Source organism: Bradyrhizobium algeriense, from assembly GCF_003062295.1.
GTDB lineage: Bacteria > Pseudomonadota > Alphaproteobacteria > Rhizobiales > Xanthobacteraceae > Bradyrhizobium > Bradyrhizobium algeriense.
Genome location: NZ_PYCN01000003.1, coordinates 176331 through 199408, shown reverse-complemented (window position 1 = coordinate 199408; position 23078 = coordinate 176331). Strand labels below are relative to the sequence as shown.

Genomic DNA, 23078 nt, shown 5'->3' with positions numbered 1-23078 from the left:
CCGGATGGTACCCATTTCAGTAGGTCGCCCGGCCGCCGGAAATGTCGAACACCGCGCCCGTCGAGAACGCACAATCTTCCGACGCCAGCCATGCGACCATCGCCGCGAGTTCTTCGACGAGGACGAAGCGGCCCTTCGGAATTTTCGACAGCATGAAGTCGATGTGCTGTTGCGTCAGCTGGTCGAAGATCGCGGTTTTCGCCGCAGCGGGTGTCACCGCGTTGACCAGGATGTCGTGCTGCGCGAGCTCCTTGCCGAGCGATTTGGTCAGCGCGATCAGGCCGGCCTTCGAGGCCGAATAATGTGCGGCGTTGGGGTTGCCTTCCTTGCCGGCGATCGAGGCGATGTTGACGATGCGGCCGTATTTTTGCGCGATCATTGCCGGCACCACTGCCTTGCAGCAGATGAAAGGGCCGTCGAGATTGATGCGCAGCACCTTGCGCCATTCCTCAAGGTCGGTTTCCCACACCGTCTTGTTGATGCCGGCGATGCCGGCATTGTTGACGAGGATGTCGATCTTGCCGAGCGCCTTCAACGTTTCGTCGCGGGCCTTCTCGACCGCGGCGAGGTCGGAGACGTCGACCTTGAAGGCCGAGCCGCCCGAGCCGATTTCCCTGGCGGTCTTTTCCGCAAACGGCAGGTCGTGATCCCAGATCGCGACCTTCGCGCCGGATGCGACGAAGCGCTCGGTGATCGCGCGGCCAAAACCCTGCGCCCCGCCGGTAACGACGGCGCAACGGCCGTTGAGGTCGATCTTGTTCATGGGGATTTCTCCTGCGTTACAGCGTCCAGCCGCCGTCGATGACGTGCGCGACGCCAGTCGTGAACGCGCTTTCGTCGCTGGCGAGATAGACGGCAAGCGAAGCGATTTCCTCGGCCGTGCCGAGCCGGCCCATCGGCTGCCGCGAGATGAACATCTCGCGGCCGTTGGGGCCTGCGGCGGCGGCGCGGTCCAGCATCGAGGGCGTCTCGATGGTGCCAGGGCAGATGCAATTACATCGCACGCCCTTGCCGACGAAATCGACGGCAACCGAACGCGTCAGCGCGGCGACGGCGGCCTTGGTCGCGCCGTAGACGTAGCGATTCGGCGCAGCCTTGAACACGCCGGCGGCGGAGGAGATGTTGACGATAGCGCCGCGGCCTTGTTCCAGCATGCCCGGCAGGAACGCACGGATCGTGCGGTGCATCGACTTGACGTTGAGGTCGAACGAAAAATCCCAGTCTTCGTCGGAGCAATCCAGCACAGTGCCGTGATGCACGAAGCCGGCGGCATTGAGCAGGATGTCGGTGTTGCCGGCGCGCTTGGCCATGGCAGCGACGGCTGCGCTGTCGCGGGCATCGAGCCTGGCCACTTCCGCGATTCCTTCGCCCTTGAGGGCTTCGAGCTTAGCCTCGTCGATGTCGGTGGCGAACACCGTTGCGCCTTCGCGCGCAAAAGCCACGGCACAGGCGCGGCCGATTCCGACGGCGGCGGCGGTGACAAAGGCGCGCTTGCCCTTCAGGCGGTCTGACATTTTTTCTTCTCCTTATCCTTTCGTCATTGCGAGGAGCGAAGCGACGAAGCAATCCATCTACCCCCGCGTGGAGAGGTGGATTGCTTCCGCCTTCGTTCGTTGAGCTACGGCGGATAAGTCGCTTCGCTCGCAATGACGGCGATCAGCTAATGATTATCCCGCGCCACGCCGACCGTGCCCGCAATATTTTGATAGCGCGTGGCGAGCTCCATGCAGGCGCCGGTGGCCTGCTGGCCGACGGTCGAGCGATAGAGCTCCTGCCACGGCGTCTGGTTGGCCGGGTAGGGGAAGCCGCCCTTGTCCTTCAACTCGGTGCGACGCTTCTTCAATTCATCGCTCGTGATCAGGATGTTGGCGTCGCCCTTGTTGAGGTCGATGCGAACCTTGTCGCCGGTCCGCAAGATCGCGAGCCCGCCATCGGCGGCGGCCTCCGGCGAGGCGTTGAGGATCGACGGTGAGCCTGAGGTACCGGACTGCCTTCCGTCGCCGATGCAGGGCAGGGACAGGATACCGCGTTTGATCAGCGCCGCCGGCGGCTGCATGTTCACCACCTCGGCGCCGCCGGGATAGCCGATCGGCCCGGCGCCGCGGATGAACAGCACACAGTGCTCGTCGATGTTGAGCGAGGGATCGTCGATCCGGTCGTGATAGTCCTCCGGCCCCTCGAAAACGATGGCGCGGCCTTCGAATGCATTCGGGTCTTTGGGATTGATCAAATAGCGGTCGCGGAATTCCTTCGAGATCACGCTGGTCTTCATGATCGCGGAATCGAACAAATTGCCGCGCAGCACCAGGAAGCCCGCATCCTTCACCAGCGGCTTGTCGTAGCTCCAGATCACGTCGCCGTCGGGCTTGGCCGCCTCGCGGCAGTTCTCGCCCATGGTGCGGCCGTTGACCGTCACGGCGTCTTCATGGATGCGCTTGTGCGCCATCAGCTCGCGTACCACCGCCGGCACGCCGCCGGCGCGGTGATATTCCTCGCCGAGATAGAAACCGGCCGGCTGCATGTTCACCAGCAGCGGAATGTCGTGGCCATGCTTCTGCCAGTCGTCGATGGAGAGCTCGACGCCGATGTGCCGCGCCAGCGCGTTGATGTGGATCGGAGCATTGGTCGAACCGCCGATCGCCGAATTCACCACGATGCAATTCTCGAACGCCTTGCGCGTCAGGATGTCGGAGGGTTTGAGATCCTCCCAGACCATTTCGACGATCCGTTTTCCCGTCTCGTAGGCGATCTGGCCGCGCTCGCGATAGGGCGCGGGGATCGCCGCGCAGCCCGGCAGCGACATGCCGAGCGCTTCGGCGAGCGAGTTCATGGTCGAGGCGGTGCCCATCGTGTTGCAGTGGCCGACCGAGGGGGCCGAGGACGCCACGATTTCGATGAACTCGTTGTAGTCGATCTCGCCGGCGGCGAGCCGTTCGCGCTGCTTCCAGACGATGGTGCCGGATCCGGTGCGCTCACCGTTGAACCAGCCGTTCAGCATCGGTCCACCGGAAAGCACGATCGCGGGCAGATTGACAGTCGCCGCTGCCATCAGGCAGGCCGGCGTCGTCTTGTCGCAACCGGTGGTCAGTACAACGCCATCGAGCGGATAGCCGAACAGGATTTCAACCAGGCCGAGATAGGCGAGGTTGCGGTCGAGCGCCGCGGTCGGCCGCTTTCCGGTTTCCTGGATCGGATGCATCGGGAATTCCATCGCGATGCCGCCGGCGGCGCGAATGCCTTCGCGCACCCGGTGCGCCAGTTCGAGATGATGCCGATTGCATGGCGACAGGTCGTTGCCGGTCTGGGCGATGCCGATGATCGGCTTGCCGGATTGCAATTCCTCTCGGGTCAGGCCGTAGTTCAGGTAGCGCTCGAGATAGAGCGCAGTCATGCCCGGATTATGCGGGTTGTCGAACCATTCGAGGGAACGTAGCCTCCGGCCTTTGCCATTGGTGGTAGTTTTGTCGTCGTTGTTTTTCACTGGTTCCTCCCGCACTGCAAACTCGTGGACGGCTTAAGTCACGGCAGCGATGCACCATGCCAAGAATTTCATCCGCTGCAACGCGCTTGCCTTCTCCCGTCTGAGCCATACGATCCTAGTTCGGTCCAAAAGATAGCGCTACCATTTTCTGTTTGCGCTCGACCCGCGCCGGAGACGGCGATCAAGCGCTTTGCGGTGTCGAACTCTCGCGGACCATCAATTGAAAACCAAGGTCGATAACCGGCTCCCGCGGGCGACGGCCCTCGATCGCGTCGATTACCATCGTGACGGCGTGCCTGCCCATTTCGTAGCGGTTGGTGCGCACGCTGGTAAGCGAGGGGACCGCAGAGGCCGTGAATTCCAGATCGTTGAAGCCGACAATGGCCAAATCGCCGGGAACCGACATCTGCCGACGCCGGCATTCGAACAGGACGCCGAGCGCGAGGTCGTCGTTGACGCAGAAGACCGCGTCGATGTCGGATGTCCGGGCAAGGAGATCGGCGAACAAAGTTCCGCCGAGCGTGACGGTGGTTGGTATCGACGTGGTGACGATGAGGTTCGGATCGAACAGCGAGGCCCCCTTCATGGCATCACGATACCCTTCGAACCGCCGCTGCACGCGAGGGTCCATTCGCGCGCCGAGAAATCCGATACGGCGGTATCCTTGCTCGAGCATGTGCGAAATTGCCGCAAAAGCCGCGTCGTAATGCGAGAAGCCGACCATCATGTCCACAGGGCTGTCGCCGATCTCCATGATCTGCGTGACCGGGCAATTCATGGACTCCAGGATCGCGCGCGATTCCGCGGTCTGGTTGATGCCGGTGACGATCAATCCCGCGGGCTTCTGCGCCCGGAACAGGCGCAGCAGCTTTTCCTCCTGCAGAATGCTGTAGCGGGTATTGGCGAGCTGGATGGTGTAGCGGCTGCCTTCGGAAGAATCGTAGATGCCGCGCAATACGTCGGCGAACACGTTGTTGGTGAGGGAAGGGATGACGACGCCGATGACTTCGGTGCGGTGCGAGGCCAGCGCACGCGCGGCGAGATTGGGCACGTAACCCAGTTCCTTCACGGCGCTATCGACGCGTTCCCGCTTGCTTAATGACAGCGCTTCTGGATTCCTGAAAAAACGCGATGCCGTGATTGGGCTGACGCCAGCGAGCTTGGCGACCTCGGTGAGGCGGATTTTGCCAGACTTTGTCTGTTTTCGTCCCATCTTGCGCTCATATCACATCAGATTGGACGTTTGAACAATTATTGACAGCGCTACCATCGGATTGCTAAAAACCGCCAAACTGCGGATGATGATGCCCGTTGAATTCGGCTTCCGGCATTAGAGTCGAAAAGACAGCATGGCGCCGCCGCCAACCTGTGGCGCCAGAAAACAGAACATGAGGGAGAGAGTTCGATGTCGTCGGTACAGATTCGCGACGTGCGGAAGTCGTTCGGTAACTTTGAGGTTTTGCACGGCGTATCGATTCCGATCGATGATGGCGAGTTCGTCGTGCTCGTCGGTCCCTCCGGCTGTGGCAAGTCGACCTTGTTGCGGATGCTCGCGGGCCTCGAAAACATCACCTCGGGAACCATTTCGATCGGCGATCGCGTCGTCAACAATGTCCAGCCGAAAGAGCGCGACATTGCCATGGTGTTCCAGAACTACGCGCTCTATCCGCACATGACCGTCGCCGACAATATGGGCTTCTCGCTCAAGCTGCGCGGCGCGAGTGCCGATGAAATCTCGAACGGCGTCAAGCGCGCCGCGGAAATCCTGGCGCTGACCCCGCTGCTCGAGCGCTATCCCCGGCAATTGTCGGGCGGCCAGCGCCAGCGCGTCGCCATGGGCCGCGCCATCGTGCGCGATCCGCAGGTGTTTTTGTTCGACGAGCCGCTTTCCAACCTCGACGCCAAGCTGCGCGTCGCGATGCGCACCGAAATCAAGGAACTGCACCAGCGGCTGAAGACCACGACGGTCTACGTCACCCACGACCAGATCGAGGCCATGACCATGGCCGACAAGATCGTGGTGATGCATGACGGCATCGTCGAGCAGATGGGTACCCCGCTCGAACTCTACGACAGCCCGGCCAACCAGTTCGTGGCGGGCTTTATCGGCTCGCCGGCGATGAACTTCCTCAAGGGCCAGGTGAAGTCGAACGGTAGCGCGGGCTTTGAGGGGCCGAATGGCGTCAAGCTGCCGCTGGCGTCGGCACCGGCCAATTCGGAAGGGCGGCCCGCAGTCTATGGCGTCCGTCCCGAACATTTCACCATCGCCGATGACGGCGCCGAAGCCGAGATCGTCGTGGTCGAGCCGACTGGCTCGGAAACGCAAGTGTTTGCCAAGCTTGGCGGCGAGCAGGTCGTCGCCGTATTCCGCGAGCGTCACCAATTCAACCCGGGCGACAAGGTCCGGCTGAAGCCAGACCCGGCACTCGTGCATCTTTTCGACGAGCAGACCGGGAAACGACTGAACGCCTAAAAAATAAAGTCAAAATTATAAATCAACGGGAGGATGGACTATGCAGGATTTTACCCGCCGCTCTCTGCTTCAGGGTGGCACCGCGCTGGCGGCTGCCGGCGCGCTGACCGGACCGGCTCTGCTCGATTTCGCCAAGGCCTGGGCGCAAGCCTCGCCCTGGAAGGCCGAGTCCGGCGCCAAGCTCACCGTGATGCGCTGGAAGCGCTTCGTGCCGGCGGAGGACGAGGCCTTCAATGCCATGGTCGCCGCGTTCAAGACCGCGACCGGTACCGAAATGAACGTGTTCTCGGAGTCGTTCGAGGACGTGCAGCCGAAGGCCTCGGTTGCCGCCAACACCGGCTCGGGTCTCGATCTCGCCTGGGGCCTGCACACGCTGCCGCAACTCTTCCCCGCGCAGGTGCTGCAGTTGAACGACGTCGCCGACTATCTCGGCAAGAAATACGGCGGATGGACCGAAGCAGCCGCCGTGACCTGCAAGCAGGGCAACAACTGGCTCGGCATCCCGGTCGCGACCATCGGCGGCTACATGACCTACCGCAAATCGTCAGTGGAAAAGGCCGGTTTCAAGGATTTCCCGAAGGATTTTCCGGGCTTCCTCGAATTGTGCAAGGCGCTGAAGAAGAACAACACGCCGGCCGGTTTCCCGCTGGGCCACGCCTCGGGCGACGCCAATGCCTGGCTGCACTGGGTCCTGTGGGGCCATGGCGCCTACACCGTCGACAAGGACAACAAGGTCATCATCAACTCGCCCGAGACCGTAAAGGCGCTCGAGTACTGCAAGGCGCTCTCCGACACCTTTATTCCCGGCGTCGCGTCGTGGAACGATTCGTCGAACAACAAGGCGTTTCTGTCGGGCGAACTGCATTGCACCGCCAACGGCATCTCGATCTATGTCGCGGCCAAGGACGATCCGACCAAGAAGGAACTCACCGAAGACACATATCATGCGTTATGGCCGGTCGGCCCGATCGGGAAGCCGACCGAACTGCAGCTCTGCGTTCCGATCCTGGCGTTCAAATTCACCAAATATCCGAACGCCGCGAAGGCCTTCATCGCCTTCATGCTGGAGAAGGAAAACTACGACAAGTGGCTGATGGGCGCGCGCGGGTATCTCACCCACACGCTCAATGCCTACGATAACTCGCCGGTCTGGACCGCGGATCCGAAGAACCAGGTGTTCAGCCAGGCCAGCAAGCGCGCGTTGCCTGCGTCCGGCATCGGTACGCCAGGCGAGAAGGCGGCAACCGCGATCGCCGACTTCCTGGTGGTCGACATGTTCGCCAACTACTGCACCGGCGCCAAGGATGCCAAGACAGCGATCGCGGAAACCGAGCGTCAGTTGAAGCGCATCTATCGCTAATAAGAACCGGAGCGGATGGCGAGTGACCGCCGTCCGCTCCATTCATTTTCAATCGGGACATCGCCCATGGCTGACATCGCAATCGCGCCACGACGCGCCAAGACGGAGATTCGCGAGGCCAACGCGTGGGACCAGCTCAAGCACAACCGTAACTGGCTGGGCTTCTGGTTCATGGTGCCGGCGCTGGCGTTCCTGATCTTCTTCCTGGCCTATCCGCTCGGCCTCGGCATCTGGCTTTCGTTCACCGACACCCGCATCGGCCGTGTCGGGGCATATGTCGGCACCGAAAACTACGAGTGGCTGTGGGACGACGCGATCTTCTGGCTCTCGGTGTTCAACACGCTATTGTACACGTTCGTCGCGAGCGCCATCAAATTCGGCATCGGGCTCTATCTGGCGCTGCTGCTGAACGAGAACATGCCGTTCAAGGCGATGCTGCGCGCGCTGGTGCTGATCCCCTTCATCGTACCGACCGTGCTGTCGGCGCTGGCGTTCTGGTGGATCTTCGATTCGCAATTCTCGATCATCTCGTGGTCCTTGAAGCAGATGGGCCTGATCACGCAGAACATCAATTTTCTCGGCGATACCACCTGGGCCCGGATCTGCGTGATCTTCGCCAATATCTGGCGCGGCGTTCCCTTTGTCGCGATCACGTTGCTGGCGGGCCTGCAGACGGTGTCGCCATCGCTTTACGAGGCGGCGATCCTCGATGGCGCGACCAGCTGGCAACGATTCCGCTTCATCACCTATCCGCTGCTGACGCCGATCATCGCTGTCGTGATGACGTTCTCGGTGCTGTTCACCTTTACCGACTTCCAGTTGATCTGGGCGATGACGCGGGGCGGTCCAGTCAATGCCACGCATCTGATGGCGACCTTGTCCTACCAGCGCGCGATCATCGCCGGTCAGTTGGGTGAGGGCGCGGCGATCTCGAGCGCGATGATCCCGTTCCTGCTCGCTGCGATCATGGTGTCCTGGTTCGGGCTGCAACGCCGCAAGTGGCAGCAGGGTGAAAACAATGACTGATCTCCCCACCTCGCGGATCGATCTCAAGGCCGTCCTGCATAGCTCGGCGCCGACAGTTGCGATGGACGACCACAGCGAGGGCATGAGCTATTTGCAGTCGGTGCCGCGCCGGCTGGTGACGCTCTATCTGCCGCTGTCGATTATCGTGATCGTCCTGCTGTTCCCGTTCTACTGGATGGGGCTGACGGCGATCAAACCGGACGAGCAACTGCTCGACCTCGACAAGTTCAACCCGTTCTGGACCTGGAATCCGACCCTCAAGCACTTTTACAAGCTCCTGTTCGAAAGCCACTATCCGATGTGGCTCTGGAACACGATGTATGTCGCGGTTTGCGCTACCATCCTCTCGATTATCGCCAGCGTGCTTGCGGCCTATGCCATCGTGCGCCTGCGCTACAAGGGCGCCAATCTGGTCGGCGGTCTGATCTTCCTGGCCTATCTCGTGCCGCCGTCGATCCTGTTTATTCCGCTCGCCACCGTCGTGTTCCAGTACGGGCTGTTCGACTCGCCGATGGCGCTGATCCTGACCTATCCGACCATCCTGATTCCGTTCTCGACCTGGCTGTTGATGGGTTACTTCAAGACCATCCCGTTCGAGCTGGAAGAATGCGCGCTGATCGATGGCGCCAGCCGCTGGCAGATACTGATCAAGATCGTGCTGCCGCTGGCGATCCCCGGGCTGATTTCGGCGTTCATCTTCTGCTTCACGCTATGCTGGAACGAGTTCATCTATGCGCTCACCTTCCTGCAATCGACCTCCAACAAGACGGTGCCGGTCGCGATCGTCAACGAATTCGTCGACGGTGATATCTATCGATGGGGCTCGCTGATGGCGGGCGCGCTGGCCGGCTCGCTGCCGCTGGTCATCCTTTACGCGTTCTTTGTCGAGCATTATGTGTCGGCGATGACGGGAGCCGTGAAAGAGTGAGCGCTTGAGGCCCGTATCTGACGTTATCTCTTGACGCGTTTTCTTCACGCGAGCCGGTTCCCACTTCGCTTGAAAACGCTATAGAAGAGTTCAAAAAGGAGACGGGTCTTGCACATTCTAATTCTTGGTGCCGCCGGCATGGTGGGCCGCAAGCTGACCGAGCGGCTGCTGCGCGACGGGCGGCTCGGCAAGCACGACATCACCCGTATGACGTTGCAGGACGTGGTGGCGCCCGCCAAGCCCGCTAACGCCTCGATCCCGATTCAAGTCGTCGCTTCCGATTTCGCCGACGCCGGCGCGGCGGCGTCGTTGATCGCCGATCGGCCGGACGTGATCTTTCATCTCGCCGCGATCGTCTCCGGCGAGGCCGAGGCCGAATTCGACAAGGGCTACCGGATCAATCTCGACGGCACGCGATATCTGATCGATGCCATCCGCCACGCCGGCGGCGGCTACAAGCCGCGGCTGGTGTTCACGTCCTCGATCGCGGTGTTCGGCGCCCCGTTTCCGGAAAAGATCGGCGACGAATTCTTCCATACGCCGCTGACGAGCTACGGCACGCAGAAGTCGATCTGCGAACTCCTGATCAACGACTATACCCGCAAGGGCCTGCTCGACGGTATCTCGATCCGCCTGCCGACGATCTGCGTGCGGCCGGGCAAGCCAAACAAGGCTGCTTCCGGCTTCTTCTCCAACATCATCCGCGAGCCGCTGGCGGGCGAGGAGGCGGTGCTGCCGGTTTCCGAGGACGTGCGGCACTGGCATGCCTCGCCGAAATCGGCGGTCGGCTTTCTGGTCCACGCCGGCACCATGGACCTCGATGCGATGGGGCCGCGGCGCAATCTCAGCATGCCCGGCATGTCGGTGACCGTCGGCGAACAGATCGCAGCCCTGGATCGCGTCGCCGGCAAGAACGTCACCGCGCGCATCAAGCGGGTGCCCGATCCGACCATCATCGGCATCGTCTCTGGCTGGCCGCGCGACTTCGTCGCCGACCGCGCGCTCAAGCTCGGCTTCACAACGGCCGAGAAGACGTTTGACGACATCATCCGGATCCACATCGAGGATGAACTCGGCGGCAAGTTCGCGGCGTGAGGTGATCTCACGCTCATTCGCATGGATGCGGTCATGAGCAAGGTAGCCTGCATCGGCGAGTGCATGGTCGAGTTGAAGCAGGCGGACGGCGGCCTGTTCTCGCGCGGCTACGGCGGCGACACGCTCAATACCGCCGTCTATCTCGCCCGGCTTGGCGCCGGCGCCGATTACATCACCGCGCTTGGCGACGACAGCCTTAGCGAGGAAATGGTCGCCGGCTGGGCGGCGGAGGGGGTCGGGACCAGGCGGGTAGTGCGGCTGCCGGGCAAGCTTCCGGGTCTCTACATGATCCAGACCGACGCCAAGGGTGAGCGGCGGTTCTTCCACTGGCGCGACAGCGCAGCGGCGCGCAGCCTGATGGATTTGCCGGAGACGCCGGAGATCCTCGATGCGCTCGCTGGCTATGACGTGGTCTATCTCTCGGCGATCACACTCTCACTGTATGGCGCGGAGGGAAGGGCGCGTCTGTTCGAGGCGCTGAGACGCGCGCGCGAAAATGGCGCACGTTTCGCTTTCGATACCAACTTCCGTGCCCGTGGCTGGCCCGATCTCGACGTTGCGCGCGCCGTTTTTCGGGAGGCCTTCGCCACGGCCGATATCGTGCTGGCTTCCACCGACGATCTGCTGCCGCTCTATCCGGACGTAACCAACGAAGCCTTGCTGGCGCGGGTTCCAGGCGCCGAGGTGGTGTTGAAGCTTTCTGAGCCGGCGAGCATCCTGCGTCTGGGAGGCGTTTCTTATCCGATCAAGGCCAGGCCGGTGGAGGCGCCGGTCGTCGATACCACGGCAGCCGGCGACAGCTTCGCTGCCGCCTACGTGGCCGCGCGCCTCGTGGGCGCCGATCCGCTTGAAGCCGCGAGGGCGGGGCATCGTCTGGCCGGCGTTGTGGTATGTCACCCCGGGGCGATCATCCCGCGCGCGGCGATGCCGTCCGGCCTCGTCCCGAACCACGTCAATTCACGCAAGGCATCGCCATGACCACAGCCACCAGGCAGGAACAACTCGCCGCCATCTTCAAGTCCGCCACGGTGATCCCCGTCCTCACCATCGAACGGCTGGAAGATGCCGTGCCGCTGGCCCGCGCGCTGGTTGCAGGTGGGGTGCGCGTGCTGGAAGTCACCCTGCGGACGCCGGTGGCTGTCGAGGCCGCCAAGGCCATGATCGCGGAGGTGCCGGAAGCCATCGTCGGCATCGGCACGATCCTGAACGCCGACGATCTGGCAATGGCGAGGGCGCTCAGCGCCAAATTCGGCATCAGCCCCGGCGCGACGCCTGAGCTCTTGAAGGCCGCCGCCGCAAGCGACCTGCCGTTCGCCCCGGGGATCGCGACGGCTTCCGAGCTGATGCAGGCGCTGGCGGCCGGCTTCGATCTCGTGAAATTCTTTCCCGCCGAGCAGGCCGGCGGTATCAAGGCACTTCGGGCGCTGGCCGGCCCGTTTCCGAGTATCAGGGTCTGCCCGACCGGCGGCATCGGGGAAGCCAATGCAGCGTCCTGGCTGGCCGAGCCGAATGTGGTGGCGGTGGGCGGTTCCTGGCTCTGTCCGGCCGCCGATATCCGGTCCGGCAACTGGACCGGCATAACCGCCATGTGCGCGCGGACCCTGAAATCGCTGAAACCGGCGTGAAGTCTTTTTCCTGATAGGGTACAAAGGCTTCAGAACCGAAACAGGGAGAACGACCATGACTGCCAGCATCGTCGGATGGGCGCACACGCCATTCGGCAAGTTCGACGCCGAAACCGTCGAGAGCCTAGTGGTGAGGGTTGCGACCGATGCGCTGGCGGATGCCGGCATATCCGCCGAAGACGTCGACGAGATCGTGCTCGGGCATTTCAATGCCGGCTTCTCGCCGCAGGATTTTACGGCCTCGCTGGTGCTGCAGGCCGACCCCAAATTGCGCTTCAAGCCGACCACGCGGGTCGAAAACGCCTGCGCCACCGGTTCGGCGGCGGTACATCAGGGCATCCGGGCGATCGCTGCGGGCGCGGCCAGGATCGTGCTGGTGGTCGGCGTCGAGCAGATGACGCGGACGCCCTCGGCCGATATCGGGCGCTACCTCCTGAAGGCGTCCTATCTGCCCGAGGATGGCGACACCGTCGGCGGCTTTGCCGGCGTGTTCGGCAAGATCGCGCAAAGCTATTTCCAGAAATACGGCGACCAGTCGGACGCGCTGGCGATGATCGCGGCCAAGAATCACAAGAACGGCGTCGCCAACCCCTATGCGCAGATGCGCAAGGATTTCGGTTACGAGTTCTGCCGCGCCGAGAGCGAGAAGAACCCGTTTGTCGCGGGCCCGCTCAAGCGCACCGACTGTTCGCTGGTGTCGGACGGCGCAGCCGCCCTGGTGCTGGCGGATTCGGAAACCGCGAAGACCATGGGCAAGGCGGTGAACTTCCGCGCCACCGCGCACGCGCAGGATTTCCTGCCGATGTCCAAGCGCGACATCCTGCAGTTCGAAGGCTGCACCGTTGCCTGGCAGCGCGCGCTGGCGCAGGCCGGCGTGCAACTGTCCGATCTGTCGTTCGTGGAAACCCACGACTGCTTCACCGTCGCCGAACTGATCGAATATGAAGCGATGGGCCTGACGCCGCGCGGGCAGGGCGCCCGCGCCATCAAGGAAGGCTGGACTCAGAAGGACGGCAAGCTGCCGGTCAATCCGTCCGGCGGGTTGAAGGCCAAGGGCCACCCGATCGGCGCCACCGGCGTCTCCATGCATGTGATGAGCGCGATGCAGCTCGTCGGCCAGGCGCCCGAGGGTATGCAGCTCAAGAACCCCAGGCTCGCCGGCATCTTCAACATGGGCGGGGCGGCGGTGGCGAATTATGTCTCCGTGCTGGAGCCCGCGAAATAGCCGCGAAATGTGCTATCGTAGCCCACCATTAGTGCCGCGCGATGAGACTGGTGGGCACGCGGAGCCTGTCATCGGGCGCGCATTCGCGCGACCCGGTGGCTTTGCCCACCCTAGAGTTTTTCGGAGCGTGCATCATGGGTAATGAAAGTTCGCTGTCGCTGGCAGAGCTCAACAGCCGGATCAGGATTCTGGAAGACAACATCCGGCAGTTGATCGAACAGGCTGCCGCGGCTTCCGGCGAACGGAATGAAGCGCGCATCGCCGACCGCCTCAGCCAGCAGAATGAAGAGCTGGAGCGCCTGACCCGGGAACGCGACGCCAGATCCAAGAACGAGCCGTCGAAGAAATAGCCGCCATCGCGCGCATACGGCCATACGCTGGGCGCGCCTTGATCTTCGCAAGGGCCTGCCGTTACTTGGTTCTCACGACAATGCGAGGCCGGATGGCCGCATGGCGGGGAGCGGGGCTGATCCATGGGACCATTGGAAGGCATCAAGGTCATCGACATGACGACCGTGCTGATGGGGCCCTATGCGACCCAGATGCTCGGCGACTACGGCGCCGACGTCGTCAAGGTGGAATCGCACGATGGCGACGTGACGCGGCAAATCGGTCCGACCCGCCATCCCGGCATGGGGCCGGTGTTCCTCAACACCAATCGCAACAAGCGCTCAATTTGTCTCGATTTGAAGAAGCCGGCCGGGCGCGACGCCGTGCTGCGGCTGATCAAATCCGCCGACGTGCTGGTCTATAATGTGCGCCCGCAGGCGATGGCGCGGCTGAATCTCGGTTACGACGTGATGTCTGAAATCAATCCGCGCCTGGTCTATGCCGGCGTGTTCGGCTTCGGCCAGGATGGGCCCTATGCGGCAAAACCCGCCTATGACGACCTGATCCAGGGCGCGACGGCGTTGCCGGCGCTGATGGCGCAGACCGCCGACGGCGTGCCGCGCTATGTTCCGAATGCGCTGGTTGACCGAATTGTCGGCCTCACGGCAGTAGGCGCCATCTGCGCCAGCCTCGTCGATCGTAACCGCACCGGCCGCGGCCAGCGCGTCGATATCCCGATGTTCGAGACCATGGCGGGCTTCGTGATGGGCGATCACATGGGCGGTCTCACCTACGAGCCGCCGCTCGACAAGGGCGGCTATGCCCGTCATCTGTCGCCGGACCGGCGGCCTTACAAGACCTCGGACGGCTATATCTGCGTGATCGTCTATAACGACAAGCAGTGGCAGAATTTCTTCGACGCAACGGGGCGTGACGATCTTCGCGTCCACCCGAAATTTGCAACCTTCGCCGGCCGCGCCGTCAATATCGACGCTGTTTATGCCGAACTGGCGTGCATCCTCGAGACCAAGACCACCGCCGAGTGGACCGCTATCCTCGAGAAGGCCGATGTGCCGGTCATGCCGATGCACGACCTCGAAAGCCTGCTCGGCGATCCCCACATCGTTGCGACCGATTTCTTCCCGGTCGTCGATCATCCGACCGAAGGCCGGATCCGCAACATGAGGCCGTCGGCGCGATTTTCCGAAACGCCGGTTGAAACGAAGCGGCTGGCGCCGCGCCTGAGCGAGCACAGCGCGGAAATCCTCGAGGAAGCCGGCTTTTCATCGGATGAGATCGCAGCGCTGGTGCGCGATGGCGTCACCAAGACCGCGTCAAACACCTAAGGACGAGATAAATGGATTTTACGCTGTCGGCCAACCAGGAATCGATCCGCGACGCGGTCGGAAAAATCTGTTCGCGCTTCGACGATGCCTATTGGCTCAAGAAAGACAAGGAGGGCGGCTATCCGGCTGACTTCCACCGTGCGCTGGCGGATGCCGGCTGGCTCGGCATCTGTATCCCCGAGGAATATGGCGGGTCGGGGCTCGGCATCACCGACGCCGCGATCATGATGCGGACCATTTCGGAATCCGGCGCGGGCATGTCCGGCGCTTCCGCCGTGCATATGAACGTGTTCGGGCTTAATCCAGTTGTCGTCTTTGGCACCAAGGAACAGTGCGCCCGCATGCTGCCGCCGATCATCGACGGCCGGGACAAGTCCTGCTTTGCGGTGACCGAGCCCAATACCGGGCTGAACACCACGCAATTGAAAACCCGCGCGGTGCGCCAGGGCGACAAATACATCGTCAACGGCCAGAAGGTCTGGATTTCCACCGCCCAGGTCGCCAACAAGATTTTGCTGTTGGCGCGCACCACGCCGCTGGAAGAAGTGAAGAACCCGACCCATGGCTTGAGCCTGTTCTACACGGACTTCGACAAGCAGCGCGTCACCGTGCACGAGATCGAGAAAATGGGTCGCAAGCCCGTCGACTCCAACGAATTGTTCTTCGAGAATTTCGAGATCCCGGTCGAGGATCGTTTGGGCGAAGAAGGCCGCGGCTTCGAATATATCCTGCACGGTATGAATCCCGAGCGCATCCTGATTGCGGCGGAAGCGGTGGGGCTCGGCCAGATCGCGCTGTCACGGGCCTCGGCATATGCGAAAAGCCGCATCGTGTTCAATCGCCCGATCGGCATGAATCAAGGTATCCAGCATCCGCTGGCGAAGAACTGGATGGAGCTGGAAGCCGCGTGGATGATGGTGCTGCGTGCAGGCTGGCAGTACGACCAGGGCATGCCATGCGGCCCGGCCGCCAATGCCGCGAAATATCTTGCCGCCGAAGCCGGCTTCCACGCCTGCGAGCAGGCGGTCATGACGCATGGCGGCTTCGGTTACGCCAAGGAATATCACGTCGAGCGTTACCTGCGGGAATCCCTGATCCCGCGGATTGCGCCGATCAGTCCGCAGCTCATTCTTAGCTTCATTGCCGAGAAGGTGCTGGGTTTGCCGAAGTCGTATTGATAATGGGCAGCGCTCTCAAATCGTTGTTCCGGAGCGATGCGAAGCATCGAATCCCAATGTGCAATTGCACATTGTGGAACCTCGAGATTCCGGTTTCGCGTCTTCGACGCGCCCCGGAATGACCATGAGGGAGGCGGAGCAATCATGAGCTTCATCACCGGCGTCGGATTGACGTCCTATGGCAAGCATGAAGGCTCGTCCTCGCTCGATCTGATGAGCAAGGCAGCCGAGCTTGCGATTGCCGATGCCGGGCTGAAGCGATCCGAGATCGATGGGGTTCTCTGCGGCTACAGCACGGTGTCGCCGCACATCATGCTCGCGACTGTGTTCGCCGAGCACTTTGGCATCCAGCCATCCTATGCGCATGCGGTGCAGGTCGGCGGGGCCACAGGTCTCGCCATGACCATGCTGGCGCACCATCTCGTCGACGCCGGCGTGGCAAAGCATGTGCTGGTGGTCGGCGGCGAGAACCGTCTCACCGGGCAGAGCCGCGATGCCTCGATCCAGGCGCTGGCACAGGTCGGCCATCCCGATTACGAGGTGACCCTGGGGCCGACGATCCCCGCTTATTACGGCCTCGTGGCGTCGCGCTACATGCACGAATACGGCGTCACCCAGGAAGACCTCGCCGAATTCGCGGTGCTGATGCGCGCCCACGCCGTGACCCATCCCGGCGCGCAGTTCCATGAACCGATCACCGTCGCCGACGTGATGGCTTCAAAGCCGGTAGCAATGCCGCTCAAGCTCTTGGATTGCTGTCCGGTGTCCGACGGCGGTGCGGCGTTCGTGGTCAGCCGCGAGCCGACCTCCGCGACCGGCATTCGCGTGCGCGGCTGTGCGCAGGCGCACACCCATCAGCACATCACGGCAGCGCCGCGCTTGAGCGAACTCGGCGCCGAGATCGCGATCGCCAAGGCAAAGGCAGCATCCGGCGTTGCGATATCGGATGTGCGTTACGCCGCAGTCTACGACAGCTTCACCATCACGCTCGCTATGCTGCTGGAAGACCTCGGCCTTGCCGGGCGCGGCGAAGCGGCGGCGCGGGTGCGGGCAGGGCATTTCGGCCGGGACGGCGCCATGCCGCTCAACACCCATGGCGGGCTGTTGAGCTACGGGCATTGCGGCGTCGGTGGCGCGATGGCGCATCTGGTCGAGACGCATCTGCAGATGACGGAACGTGCCGGTTCCCGGCAGGTCCGCGATGCCTCGATCGCGCTCTTGCACGGCGATGGCGGCGTGCTGTCGTCGCATGTCAGCATGTTCCTGGAGCGGGTACGATGAGCGACAAACTGGCCGACTGGACCAAGGGCGCCGAGGCCATCGTCTATCAATCCTGCGGTGTGTGCGGGAAAGTGCAATATTTCCACCGCCGTTTCTGCGCCGCCTGCGGTGCGCCGGATCCGCTGGAGAAGCATGCCAGTGGAACCGCGACGGTCTATGCGACGTCGCTGGTGTGCCGCGCCGCGACGTCGGAGACGCGCGCGCATGTTCCCTACAATATCGTGCTGGTCGATGCGGCGGAGGGCTTTCGCATGATGGCCCACGGCGACAACGATCTGGCGATCGGTGACAACGTCACCGCAAGCTATCGGCCGTTTGCGGGAAGGCTGGTCCCGTATTTCGAGAAGACGAGGTGAATGTCAGGCATCAATGCTCACGCTACGAAGCAACCCAGAATTACGCGGAACAGGTGAAAATCTGAGTGCTTCGACGCGTCAACATTCAATGCCAGTAGAACACGACGCTGGCGATAACGAGCATTGCTGTTACCGCCATCATCTGCGCAAGCGCTTCCGAGGCCGCCTTTTTGGTGGCTTCCTTCATGCCTAACTCCCTAGACTTGGGCATGAGTCATCAATGCCCGCGAAGGCTTGATGGCTCAGTTTGGTTTTACTCGGAACACCCCGCGACGAGTATTCGCTCTTTTGAGTCCCCACTCAGCGAATATCGACAGTCCTGAGAATCGACCAGCATTGAGGCGGCAATTTGGCTCGCTCGTAGCCGGTTTGTGCACGAGAGAGGGAGTTTTTTGGCGCGGCTCGAACGGCTTGGACGCAGGCCCGAACCTGCGTCGGCAGCATTTCGGCGGTTGATCGGCCTCCTGCTGCGGTGCATGATCCCTCTGTCAACAAATCAGAAAATCCCCAAACCCCAAGGTGATCAATGGCCCGCGTCGAATACAGCGATCCCGCCAAGCACAACGAGCGCACCCGCGAATTGCTGGGCAAAAACCGCAATGCCAACATCTTTCGCATGATGGCGCATTCGCCGAGCTACCTCGAACAATACTGCCGGCTGGGTGGGGCCATCAGGCACAAGGGAGAGCTGGACCCGATCGTGCGCGAGCTCGCCATCACCCGCACCGGCATCCTGTGCGAGGCACCTTACGAAATCGTCGCCCACAAGCGGATCGGCAAGAACGTCGGCGTCACCGACGAGCAGAACGAGGCATTGGAGAACTGGGAAGCGGCGACCTGCTTCAACGACGTACAACGCGCGGCGCTCGCCTTCACCGATGAGATCATCAGGCGTCACAAGCCGACGGACGCGACCTTCAACGCGATTGCCTCGAAACTGACGCCGGCTGCATTGGTCGAACTGCAGCTCTCGGTCGGCTTCTACATCATGACGTCGAAGTTCCTGGAAACGTTTGCCATCGATCTGCAGCCGGTAGGGGAAGTCGTGGGCTGACGGATTTGTCGCTTGGGTCAGAGTGATGTCGTGATCAATGAGGAACTCGAATCTTCGGTACGTGCAGCCATCGCTCGATTGCATGCCGCGATGGCCATGGTCGCGAACGGTGACGTTTCGGCGATCAAGGATCTCTATTCGCACACCTCCGAGGCAACCAGCTTCTATGGGTGGGGCGGTTACGAAAAGGGATGGGAGGCGGTTTCGCGCCGTTGGGACTGGGCCGGCGCCCAGTTCAAAGGCGGAAGCGTACGTCACGAGAACATCTCGACGATCACCACGCCGGAGATGTTCTATGTTACCGACATCGAGACCTTCGAGGGTCAGCGCGTCGCAAGCGTAGACGGCACAACGGGGTGGTCCAACCGGGTTACGCATGTTTTCCGCCGCGAAGCAGGCGAGTGGCGTCTCGTTCACCGCCACGCTAACCGGCTGGAATCGCAACACGAGCCATCTACCAGACTTGCAACAGCGCCTACGAGATAATCTCAGTCTCGCGGCCCGTATCGTCGCAGCGCCTCCAGCGTCAATCCCTTGCCGACGGCGCCGAAGATGTCGCCCTCGACGATGCGGGCCGATGGCACGGCTTTGACGATCGTATTGCGAACGTGGGCGAGTTTTACCGAGCCGCCGGTCAGGAACACCGAATCGATATCGCCGGCGGCCAGGCCTGCCTGGATAAGGCAGTTGTTGATCCGCGCCGCGATGCGATCGGCCAGCTGTTTTGTATGGCTGACGAGATCGGGGCGGCTGATATCAGCGCCAAGGCCGGGGGTAACCCACTCCAGCGGGATGTCCGCCCGGCGCTGCTCGGACAGGGCGATCTTGGCCTCTTCGACTTCCATCGCCAGCGTATGACCGCGCTGTTCGTGCACCACGCGTATCAGTCGGTCGAGAAGTTCCGGCTCGCTGGCCTCCTGCCGCACCTGGCGGATATCGGCCATCACGCGCGGATCGTACATGCGGTTGATGCTCGACCAGGTCGCGAGGTCGTGGAAATAGCTCGACGGCACGTCAAGCCCGGGACGCTTCATGGCGCTGCGGAATCCGAACAGCGGCATGATCACGCCGAGGCTGAGTTGACGGTCGAAATCGGTGCCGCCGATGCGCACGCCGTCATTGGCGAGGATATCGGCCGCGCGATCGGCCTTGCCGTGGCGCTCGGGCCCCAGACGCACGATAGAAAAGTCGGAGGTGCCGCCACCGATATCGGCGATGAGTGCGACTTCCTCGGATGTGATCTGTCGCTCATAGTCCAGCGCCGCGGCGATCGGTTCGAACTGAAACGTGACCTCGTCAAAGCCGATCCCCCGCGCAATCGTCCGCAGGGTGTCCTCCGCCTTGCGATCGGCGTCCGGCGCGTTGTCGACGAAGTGCACCGGCCGGCCATGAACAACCTCGCGCAGTTCGCGCGCCGTGGCCTGCTCCGCGCGGCGTTTGACCGCACCGAGGTAATAGGCGATCACGTCGCGAAAGCTGACCCGTGCGCGCCCGAGCCGGGTGGTTTCGTCGATCAGCGAGGTGCCGAGCACCGACTTGAGGCTTCGCATCAGCCGGCCGGGCGCGCCTTCGACATAGGTTTCCACGGCCCTGCGGCCGATCAGAACGCCCCCGTCCACCTCATAGAACATCGCACTGGGTATAGTGGTCTGTGTGGCCTCCAGGGCCACCAGAACCGGCGCATGGCCCTCGATGGTGCCAAGCGTCGTGTTCGACGTTCCGAAATCAAGGCCACAGATTGACATGGGTACTCCTGGAGGGAGCGTCCGTTTACACATTACAACGCCATCGATCCACCTTTATCTTGTGTCATCGCAACTGGTTGTTCGCACATATTGAATTGTTCGATTAAGGCCATCCACAGATCAATTTGTTTCCCGCAACGCCTTGATGAAATAATCTGCGATGGTCCATAAGCGGCCTCCGGCGGCGGGGGCGATTCACCTGCCGCGCTGGTTTCGGGAAAGATTTGGCCGTGGCAAATATCAATCGACAGATCGCGGAAGAACTCGGCGTTCGCGAGCAGCAGATCTCGGCGACAGTCGAATTGCTCGACGGCGGCGCCACCGTGCCGTTCGTGGCGCGCTATCGCAAGGAAATCACCGGTGGGCTCGACGACGCGCAATTGCGCACGCTGGAGGAACGGCTGACCTATCTGCGCGAGCTTGAAGATCGCCGGACGGCCATCCTCAACTCGGTGCGCGAGCAGGGCAAGCTCGACGCCGCGCTGGAAGCGGCGATCATGGCGGCCGACAGCAAGGGACGTCTGGAAGACATCTACCTGCCGTTCAAGCCGAAGCGCCGCACCAAGGCCGAGATCGCCAAGGAAGCCGGGCTCGAACCGTTGTCCGAACTGTTGCTGACGCAGCCGCAGAACGATCCGCAGGTCGTGGCTGCCGGCTACGTCGACGCCGAGAAGCAGGTCGCGGACGTCGCCGCAGCGCTCGAAGGCGCGCGGGCGATCCTGGTGGAGCGCTTTGCCGAGGATGCCGATCTGATCGGGCGCTTGCGCGAAGAAATGTGGTCGAACGGGGTGATGACATCCACCGTGCGCAAGGGCAAGAAGACCGAAGGCGAGAAGTTCAAGGACTATTTCGACTACAACGGAGCCCTCCACAAGCTGCCGTCGCACCGCATTCTCGCGCTGTTTCGCGGTGAGAAGGAAGAAATCCTCGAGCTGCAGATGATGCCCGAGGCGAATGCTCCGGTGGCCGGCGTTCCCAGCACGTATGAACTGAAGATCATGCAGCGCTTTGCGATTACCGATCAGGGCCGCCCGGGCGACCGCTGGCTGATCGAGACCGCGCGCTGGGCCTGGCGCACCAAGATCCAGGTGCACCTCAACATCGACCTGCGGATGCGGCTGTGGACGGCGGCGGAGACCGAGGGCGTGCGGGTGTTCGCCTCGAATTTGCGCGACCTGCTGCTGGCGGCGCCGGCCGGCGCGCGCGTCACCATGGGGCTCGATCCTGGTTACCGCTCCGGCGTCAAGGTCGCCGTCGTCGACGCGACGGGGAAGGTGGTGGCGACCAGCGTGATCTATCCGCACGAGCCACAAAGGCAATGGGATGCGGCGCTGGCGACGCTGGGCAAGCTCGCGGTCGCGCACCGCGTCGACCTGATTGCGATCGGCAACGGCACCGCCTCGCGCGAGACCGACAAGCTGGCGACCGAGCTGGTCAAGCTGCTGCCGGACCTGAATATGTCGAAGATCGTAGTGTCCGAAGCGGGCGCGTCGGTCTACTCCGCCTCGGCCTTCGCGTCCGAGGAATTGCCGGAGCTCGACGTCACCTTGCGCGGCGCGGTGTCGATCGCGCGGCGCCTGCAGGATCCGCTGGCCGAACTCGTCAAGATCGACCCGAAGGCGATCGGCGTCGGACAGTACCAGCATGACCTCGGCGAATCCAAACTGGCGCGCTCGCTCGATGCCGTGGTCGAAGACTGCGTCAACGCCGTCGGCGTCGATGCCAATACGGCTTCCGCGCCGCTGCTGGCGCGGGTGTCGGGCATCGGCGCAGGGCTGGCGCAAAGCATCGTGCAGCATCGCGACGCCAACGGGCCGTTCAAATCGCGAAAGGCGCTGAAGGAAGTGCCGCGGCTGGGACCGAAAGCGTTCGAGCAATGCGCGGGATTCCTGCGCATCAACGGCGGTGAAGACCCGCTCGATTCGTCCGGTGTGCATCCGGAAGCCTATCCTGTGGTGCGGCGGATACTCACCGCAGCCAAGAGCGACATCAAGGCGCTGATCGGCAATGCCGAGATCGTGCGCCAGTTGAAGCCGCAGGCCTTTGTCGATGACACGTTTGGCCTGCCCACGGTCACCGACATCCTGCGCGAACTGGAAAAGCCCGGCCGCGATCCGCGTCCGGCATTCAAGGCCGCGGTGTTCAAGGAGGGCGTCGAGGAGATCAAGGACCTCAAGCGCGGCATGATCCTGGAAGGCACGGTGACGAACGTCGCGGCGTTCGGCGCCTTCGTCGATATCGGCGTGCACCAGGACGGGCTGGTGCACATCTCGGCGATGTCGAAAACCTTCATCAAGGACCCGCGCGAGGTGGTGAAGCCGGGCGATATCGTCAAGGTCAAGGTGCTGGAGGTCGAGGTCGCCCGCAAGCGCATCGCACTGACGCTGCGGCTCGACGACGAAGTGGGCGAGAAGGGCCCCAAGCTGTCGGAAAACAAGATGCGCGAGTATTCCAAGGCGTCGATGACGTCGTCCGCGCCGCGCAAGGCACAGGAACAGGGCGGTGCACTGGCTGATGCCTTGCGGCGCGCCGCCGAAAAGAACGGGCGGGGCAAGGCGGGAGCGTAGAACAGCGA

The 23078-nt window shown here is 62.6% G+C and carries 21 protein-coding genes; 16 read left to right on the top strand and 5 right to left on the bottom strand.

Going from position 1 to position 23078, the window contains the following annotated elements:
* Positions 1-16: 16 nt before the first annotated feature.
* The 4 genes from C7G61_RS08535 to gntR form a co-directional block, all read right to left on the bottom strand.
* Positions 17-763: an SDR family NAD(P)-dependent oxidoreductase gene (locus C7G61_RS08535; RefSeq protein ID WP_108513668.1), complete on the bottom strand. Its 747-nt coding sequence runs from the start codon at positions 761-763 to the stop codon at positions 17-19.
* A gap of 16 nt (positions 764-779) precedes the next feature.
* Complete coding sequence (locus tag C7G61_RS08530; protein ID WP_108513667.1) at positions 780-1514, bottom strand: SDR family oxidoreductase; 735 nt, start codon at positions 1512-1514, stop codon at positions 780-782.
* Positions 1515-1660: 146 nt separating this feature from the next.
* Positions 1661-3481: an IlvD/Edd family dehydratase gene (locus tag C7G61_RS08525; protein ID WP_108513666.1), complete on the bottom strand. Its 1821-nt coding sequence runs from the start codon at positions 3479-3481 to the stop codon at positions 1661-1663.
* Positions 3482-3662: 181 nt separating this feature from the next.
* Entirely contained in the window at positions 3663-4694 is a 1032-nt protein-coding gene (gntR, locus tag C7G61_RS08520) for an HTH-type transcriptional regulator GntR (protein WP_108513665.1), read from the bottom strand.
* Positions 4695-4886: 192 nt separating this feature from the next.
* On the opposite strand from gntR, the gene C7G61_RS08515 reads away from it, so the two are divergent.
* The 15 genes from C7G61_RS08515 to C7G61_RS08445 all read left to right on the top strand — a co-directional run bounded on the left by C7G61_RS08515 (position 4887) and on the right by C7G61_RS08445 (position 19244).
* Positions 4887-5954: an ABC transporter ATP-binding protein gene (locus C7G61_RS08515; protein WP_108513664.1), complete on the top strand. Its 1068-nt coding sequence runs from the start codon at positions 4887-4889 to the stop codon at positions 5952-5954.
* A gap of 40 nt (positions 5955-5994) precedes the next feature.
* Positions 5995-7314, top strand: coding sequence for an ABC transporter substrate-binding protein (locus C7G61_RS08510; protein WP_108513663.1), 1320 nt, complete (start codon positions 5995-5997; stop codon positions 7312-7314).
* A gap of 66 nt (positions 7315-7380) precedes the next feature.
* Positions 7381-8340, top strand: coding sequence for a carbohydrate ABC transporter permease (locus tag C7G61_RS08505; RefSeq protein WP_190241731.1), 960 nt, complete (start codon positions 7381-7383; stop codon positions 8338-8340).
* On the top strand, positions 8333-9268 hold the full coding sequence (locus tag C7G61_RS08500) for a carbohydrate ABC transporter permease (RefSeq protein WP_108513661.1): 936 nt from the start codon (positions 8333-8335) through the stop codon (positions 9266-9268). The genes C7G61_RS08505 and C7G61_RS08500 overlap by 8 nt, the downstream gene beginning before the upstream one ends.
* 108 nt (positions 9269-9376) lie before the next feature.
* On the top strand, positions 9377-10363 hold the full coding sequence (gene denD / locus C7G61_RS08495) for a D-erythronate dehydrogenase (RefSeq protein ID WP_108513660.1): 987 nt from the start codon (positions 9377-9379) through the stop codon (positions 10361-10363).
* A gap of 33 nt (positions 10364-10396) precedes the next feature.
* Entirely contained in the window at positions 10397-11341 is a 945-nt protein-coding gene (locus C7G61_RS08490) for a sugar kinase (RefSeq protein WP_108514067.1), read from the top strand.
* A complete protein-coding gene (gene eda / locus C7G61_RS08485; RefSeq protein ID WP_108513659.1) occupies positions 11338-11988 on the top strand; it encodes a bifunctional 4-hydroxy-2-oxoglutarate aldolase/2-dehydro-3-deoxy-phosphogluconate aldolase in 651 nt (216 codons plus the stop codon). Before C7G61_RS08490 ends, eda begins: the two co-directional genes overlap by 4 nt.
* 55 nt (positions 11989-12043) lie before the next feature.
* Positions 12044-13213 carry an acetyl-CoA acetyltransferase gene (locus C7G61_RS08480; RefSeq protein WP_108513658.1) on the top strand — a complete coding sequence of 390 codons (1170 nt, stop codon included), beginning with the start codon at positions 12044-12046 and terminating at the stop codon, positions 13211-13213.
* Between the two features lie 134 nt (positions 13214-13347).
* Positions 13348-13563: a hypothetical protein gene (locus tag C7G61_RS08475; protein ID WP_108513657.1), complete on the top strand. Its 216-nt coding sequence runs from the start codon at positions 13348-13350 to the stop codon at positions 13561-13563.
* A gap of 123 nt (positions 13564-13686) precedes the next feature.
* Positions 13687-14889: a CaiB/BaiF CoA transferase family protein gene (locus C7G61_RS08470; protein ID WP_108513656.1), complete on the top strand. Its 1203-nt coding sequence runs from the start codon at positions 13687-13689 to the stop codon at positions 14887-14889.
* A gap of 11 nt (positions 14890-14900) precedes the next feature.
* On the top strand, positions 14901-16067 hold the full coding sequence (locus C7G61_RS08465) for an acyl-CoA dehydrogenase family protein (RefSeq protein WP_108513655.1): 1167 nt from the start codon (positions 14901-14903) through the stop codon (positions 16065-16067).
* A gap of 144 nt (positions 16068-16211) precedes the next feature.
* Complete coding sequence (locus tag C7G61_RS08460; protein WP_108513654.1) at positions 16212-17348, top strand: thiolase family protein; 1137 nt, start codon at positions 16212-16214, stop codon at positions 17346-17348.
* On the top strand, positions 17345-17704 hold the full coding sequence (locus tag C7G61_RS08455) for a Zn-ribbon domain-containing OB-fold protein (protein WP_108513653.1): 360 nt from the start codon (positions 17345-17347) through the stop codon (positions 17702-17704). Before C7G61_RS08460 ends, C7G61_RS08455 begins: the two co-directional genes overlap by 4 nt.
* Before the next feature lie 526 nt (positions 17705-18230).
* A complete protein-coding gene (locus C7G61_RS08450; RefSeq protein ID WP_108513652.1) occupies positions 18231-18758 on the top strand; it encodes a carboxymuconolactone decarboxylase family protein in 528 nt (175 codons plus the stop codon).
* Between the two features lie 12 nt (positions 18759-18770).
* Positions 18771-19244: a YybH family protein gene (locus tag C7G61_RS08445; protein WP_108513651.1), complete on the top strand. Its 474-nt coding sequence runs from the start codon at positions 18771-18773 to the stop codon at positions 19242-19244.
* 2 nt (positions 19245-19246) lie between these two features.
* Here the strand turns inward: C7G61_RS08445 and C7G61_RS08440 are convergent, their stop codons facing one another.
* Positions 19247-20503 (bottom strand): Hsp70 family protein, encoded by a 1257-nt coding sequence (locus C7G61_RS08440; RefSeq protein WP_108513650.1) that lies wholly within the window; start codon positions 20501-20503, stop codon positions 19247-19249.
* A gap of 230 nt (positions 20504-20733) precedes the next feature.
* On the opposite strand from C7G61_RS08440, the gene C7G61_RS08435 reads away from it, so the two are divergent.
* On the top strand, positions 20734-23070 hold the full coding sequence (locus C7G61_RS08435) for a Tex family protein (protein ID WP_108514066.1): 2337 nt from the start codon (positions 20734-20736) through the stop codon (positions 23068-23070).
* Positions 23071-23078: the final 8 nt, after the last annotated feature.

Coding starts and splice junctions, on each gene's coding strand:
- C7G61_RS08535 (WP_108513668.1), bottom strand. CDS start 763: ATGAACAAGATCGACCTCAACGGCCGTTGCGCCGTCGTTACCGGCGGG.
- C7G61_RS08530 (WP_108513667.1), bottom strand. CDS start 1,514: ATGTCAGACCGCCTGAAGGGCAAGCGCGCCTTTGTCACCGCCGCCGCC.
- gntR (WP_108513665.1), bottom strand. CDS start 4,694: ATGGGACGAAAACAGACAAAGTCTGGCAAAATCCGCCTCACCGAGGTC.
- C7G61_RS08515 (WP_108513664.1), top strand. CDS start 4,887: ATGTCGTCGGTACAGATTCGCGACGTGCGGAAGTCGTTCGGTAACTTT.
- C7G61_RS08510 (WP_108513663.1), top strand. CDS start 5,995: ATGCAGGATTTTACCCGCCGCTCTCTGCTTCAGGGTGGCACCGCGCTG.
- C7G61_RS08505 (WP_190241731.1), top strand. CDS start 7,381: ATGGCTGACATCGCAATCGCGCCACGACGCGCCAAGACGGAGATTCGC.
- C7G61_RS08500 (WP_108513661.1), top strand. CDS start 8,333: ATGACTGATCTCCCCACCTCGCGGATCGATCTCAAGGCCGTCCTGCAT.
- C7G61_RS08490 (WP_108514067.1), top strand. CDS start 10,397: ATGAGCAAGGTAGCCTGCATCGGCGAGTGCATGGTCGAGTTGAAGCAG.
- eda (WP_108513659.1), top strand. CDS start 11,338: ATGACCACAGCCACCAGGCAGGAACAACTCGCCGCCATCTTCAAGTCC.
- C7G61_RS08480 (WP_108513658.1), top strand. CDS start 12,044: ATGACTGCCAGCATCGTCGGATGGGCGCACACGCCATTCGGCAAGTTC.
- C7G61_RS08475 (WP_108513657.1), top strand. CDS start 13,348: ATGGGTAATGAAAGTTCGCTGTCGCTGGCAGAGCTCAACAGCCGGATC.
- C7G61_RS08470 (WP_108513656.1), top strand. CDS start 13,687: ATGGGACCATTGGAAGGCATCAAGGTCATCGACATGACGACCGTGCTG.
- C7G61_RS08465 (WP_108513655.1), top strand. CDS start 14,901: ATGGATTTTACGCTGTCGGCCAACCAGGAATCGATCCGCGACGCGGTC.
- C7G61_RS08460 (WP_108513654.1), top strand. CDS start 16,212: ATGAGCTTCATCACCGGCGTCGGATTGACGTCCTATGGCAAGCATGAA.
- C7G61_RS08455 (WP_108513653.1), top strand. CDS start 17,345: ATGAGCGACAAACTGGCCGACTGGACCAAGGGCGCCGAGGCCATCGTC.
- C7G61_RS08450 (WP_108513652.1), top strand. CDS start 18,231: ATGGCCCGCGTCGAATACAGCGATCCCGCCAAGCACAACGAGCGCACC.
- C7G61_RS08440 (WP_108513650.1), bottom strand. CDS start 20,503: ATGTCAATCTGTGGCCTTGATTTCGGAACGTCGAACACGACGCTTGGC.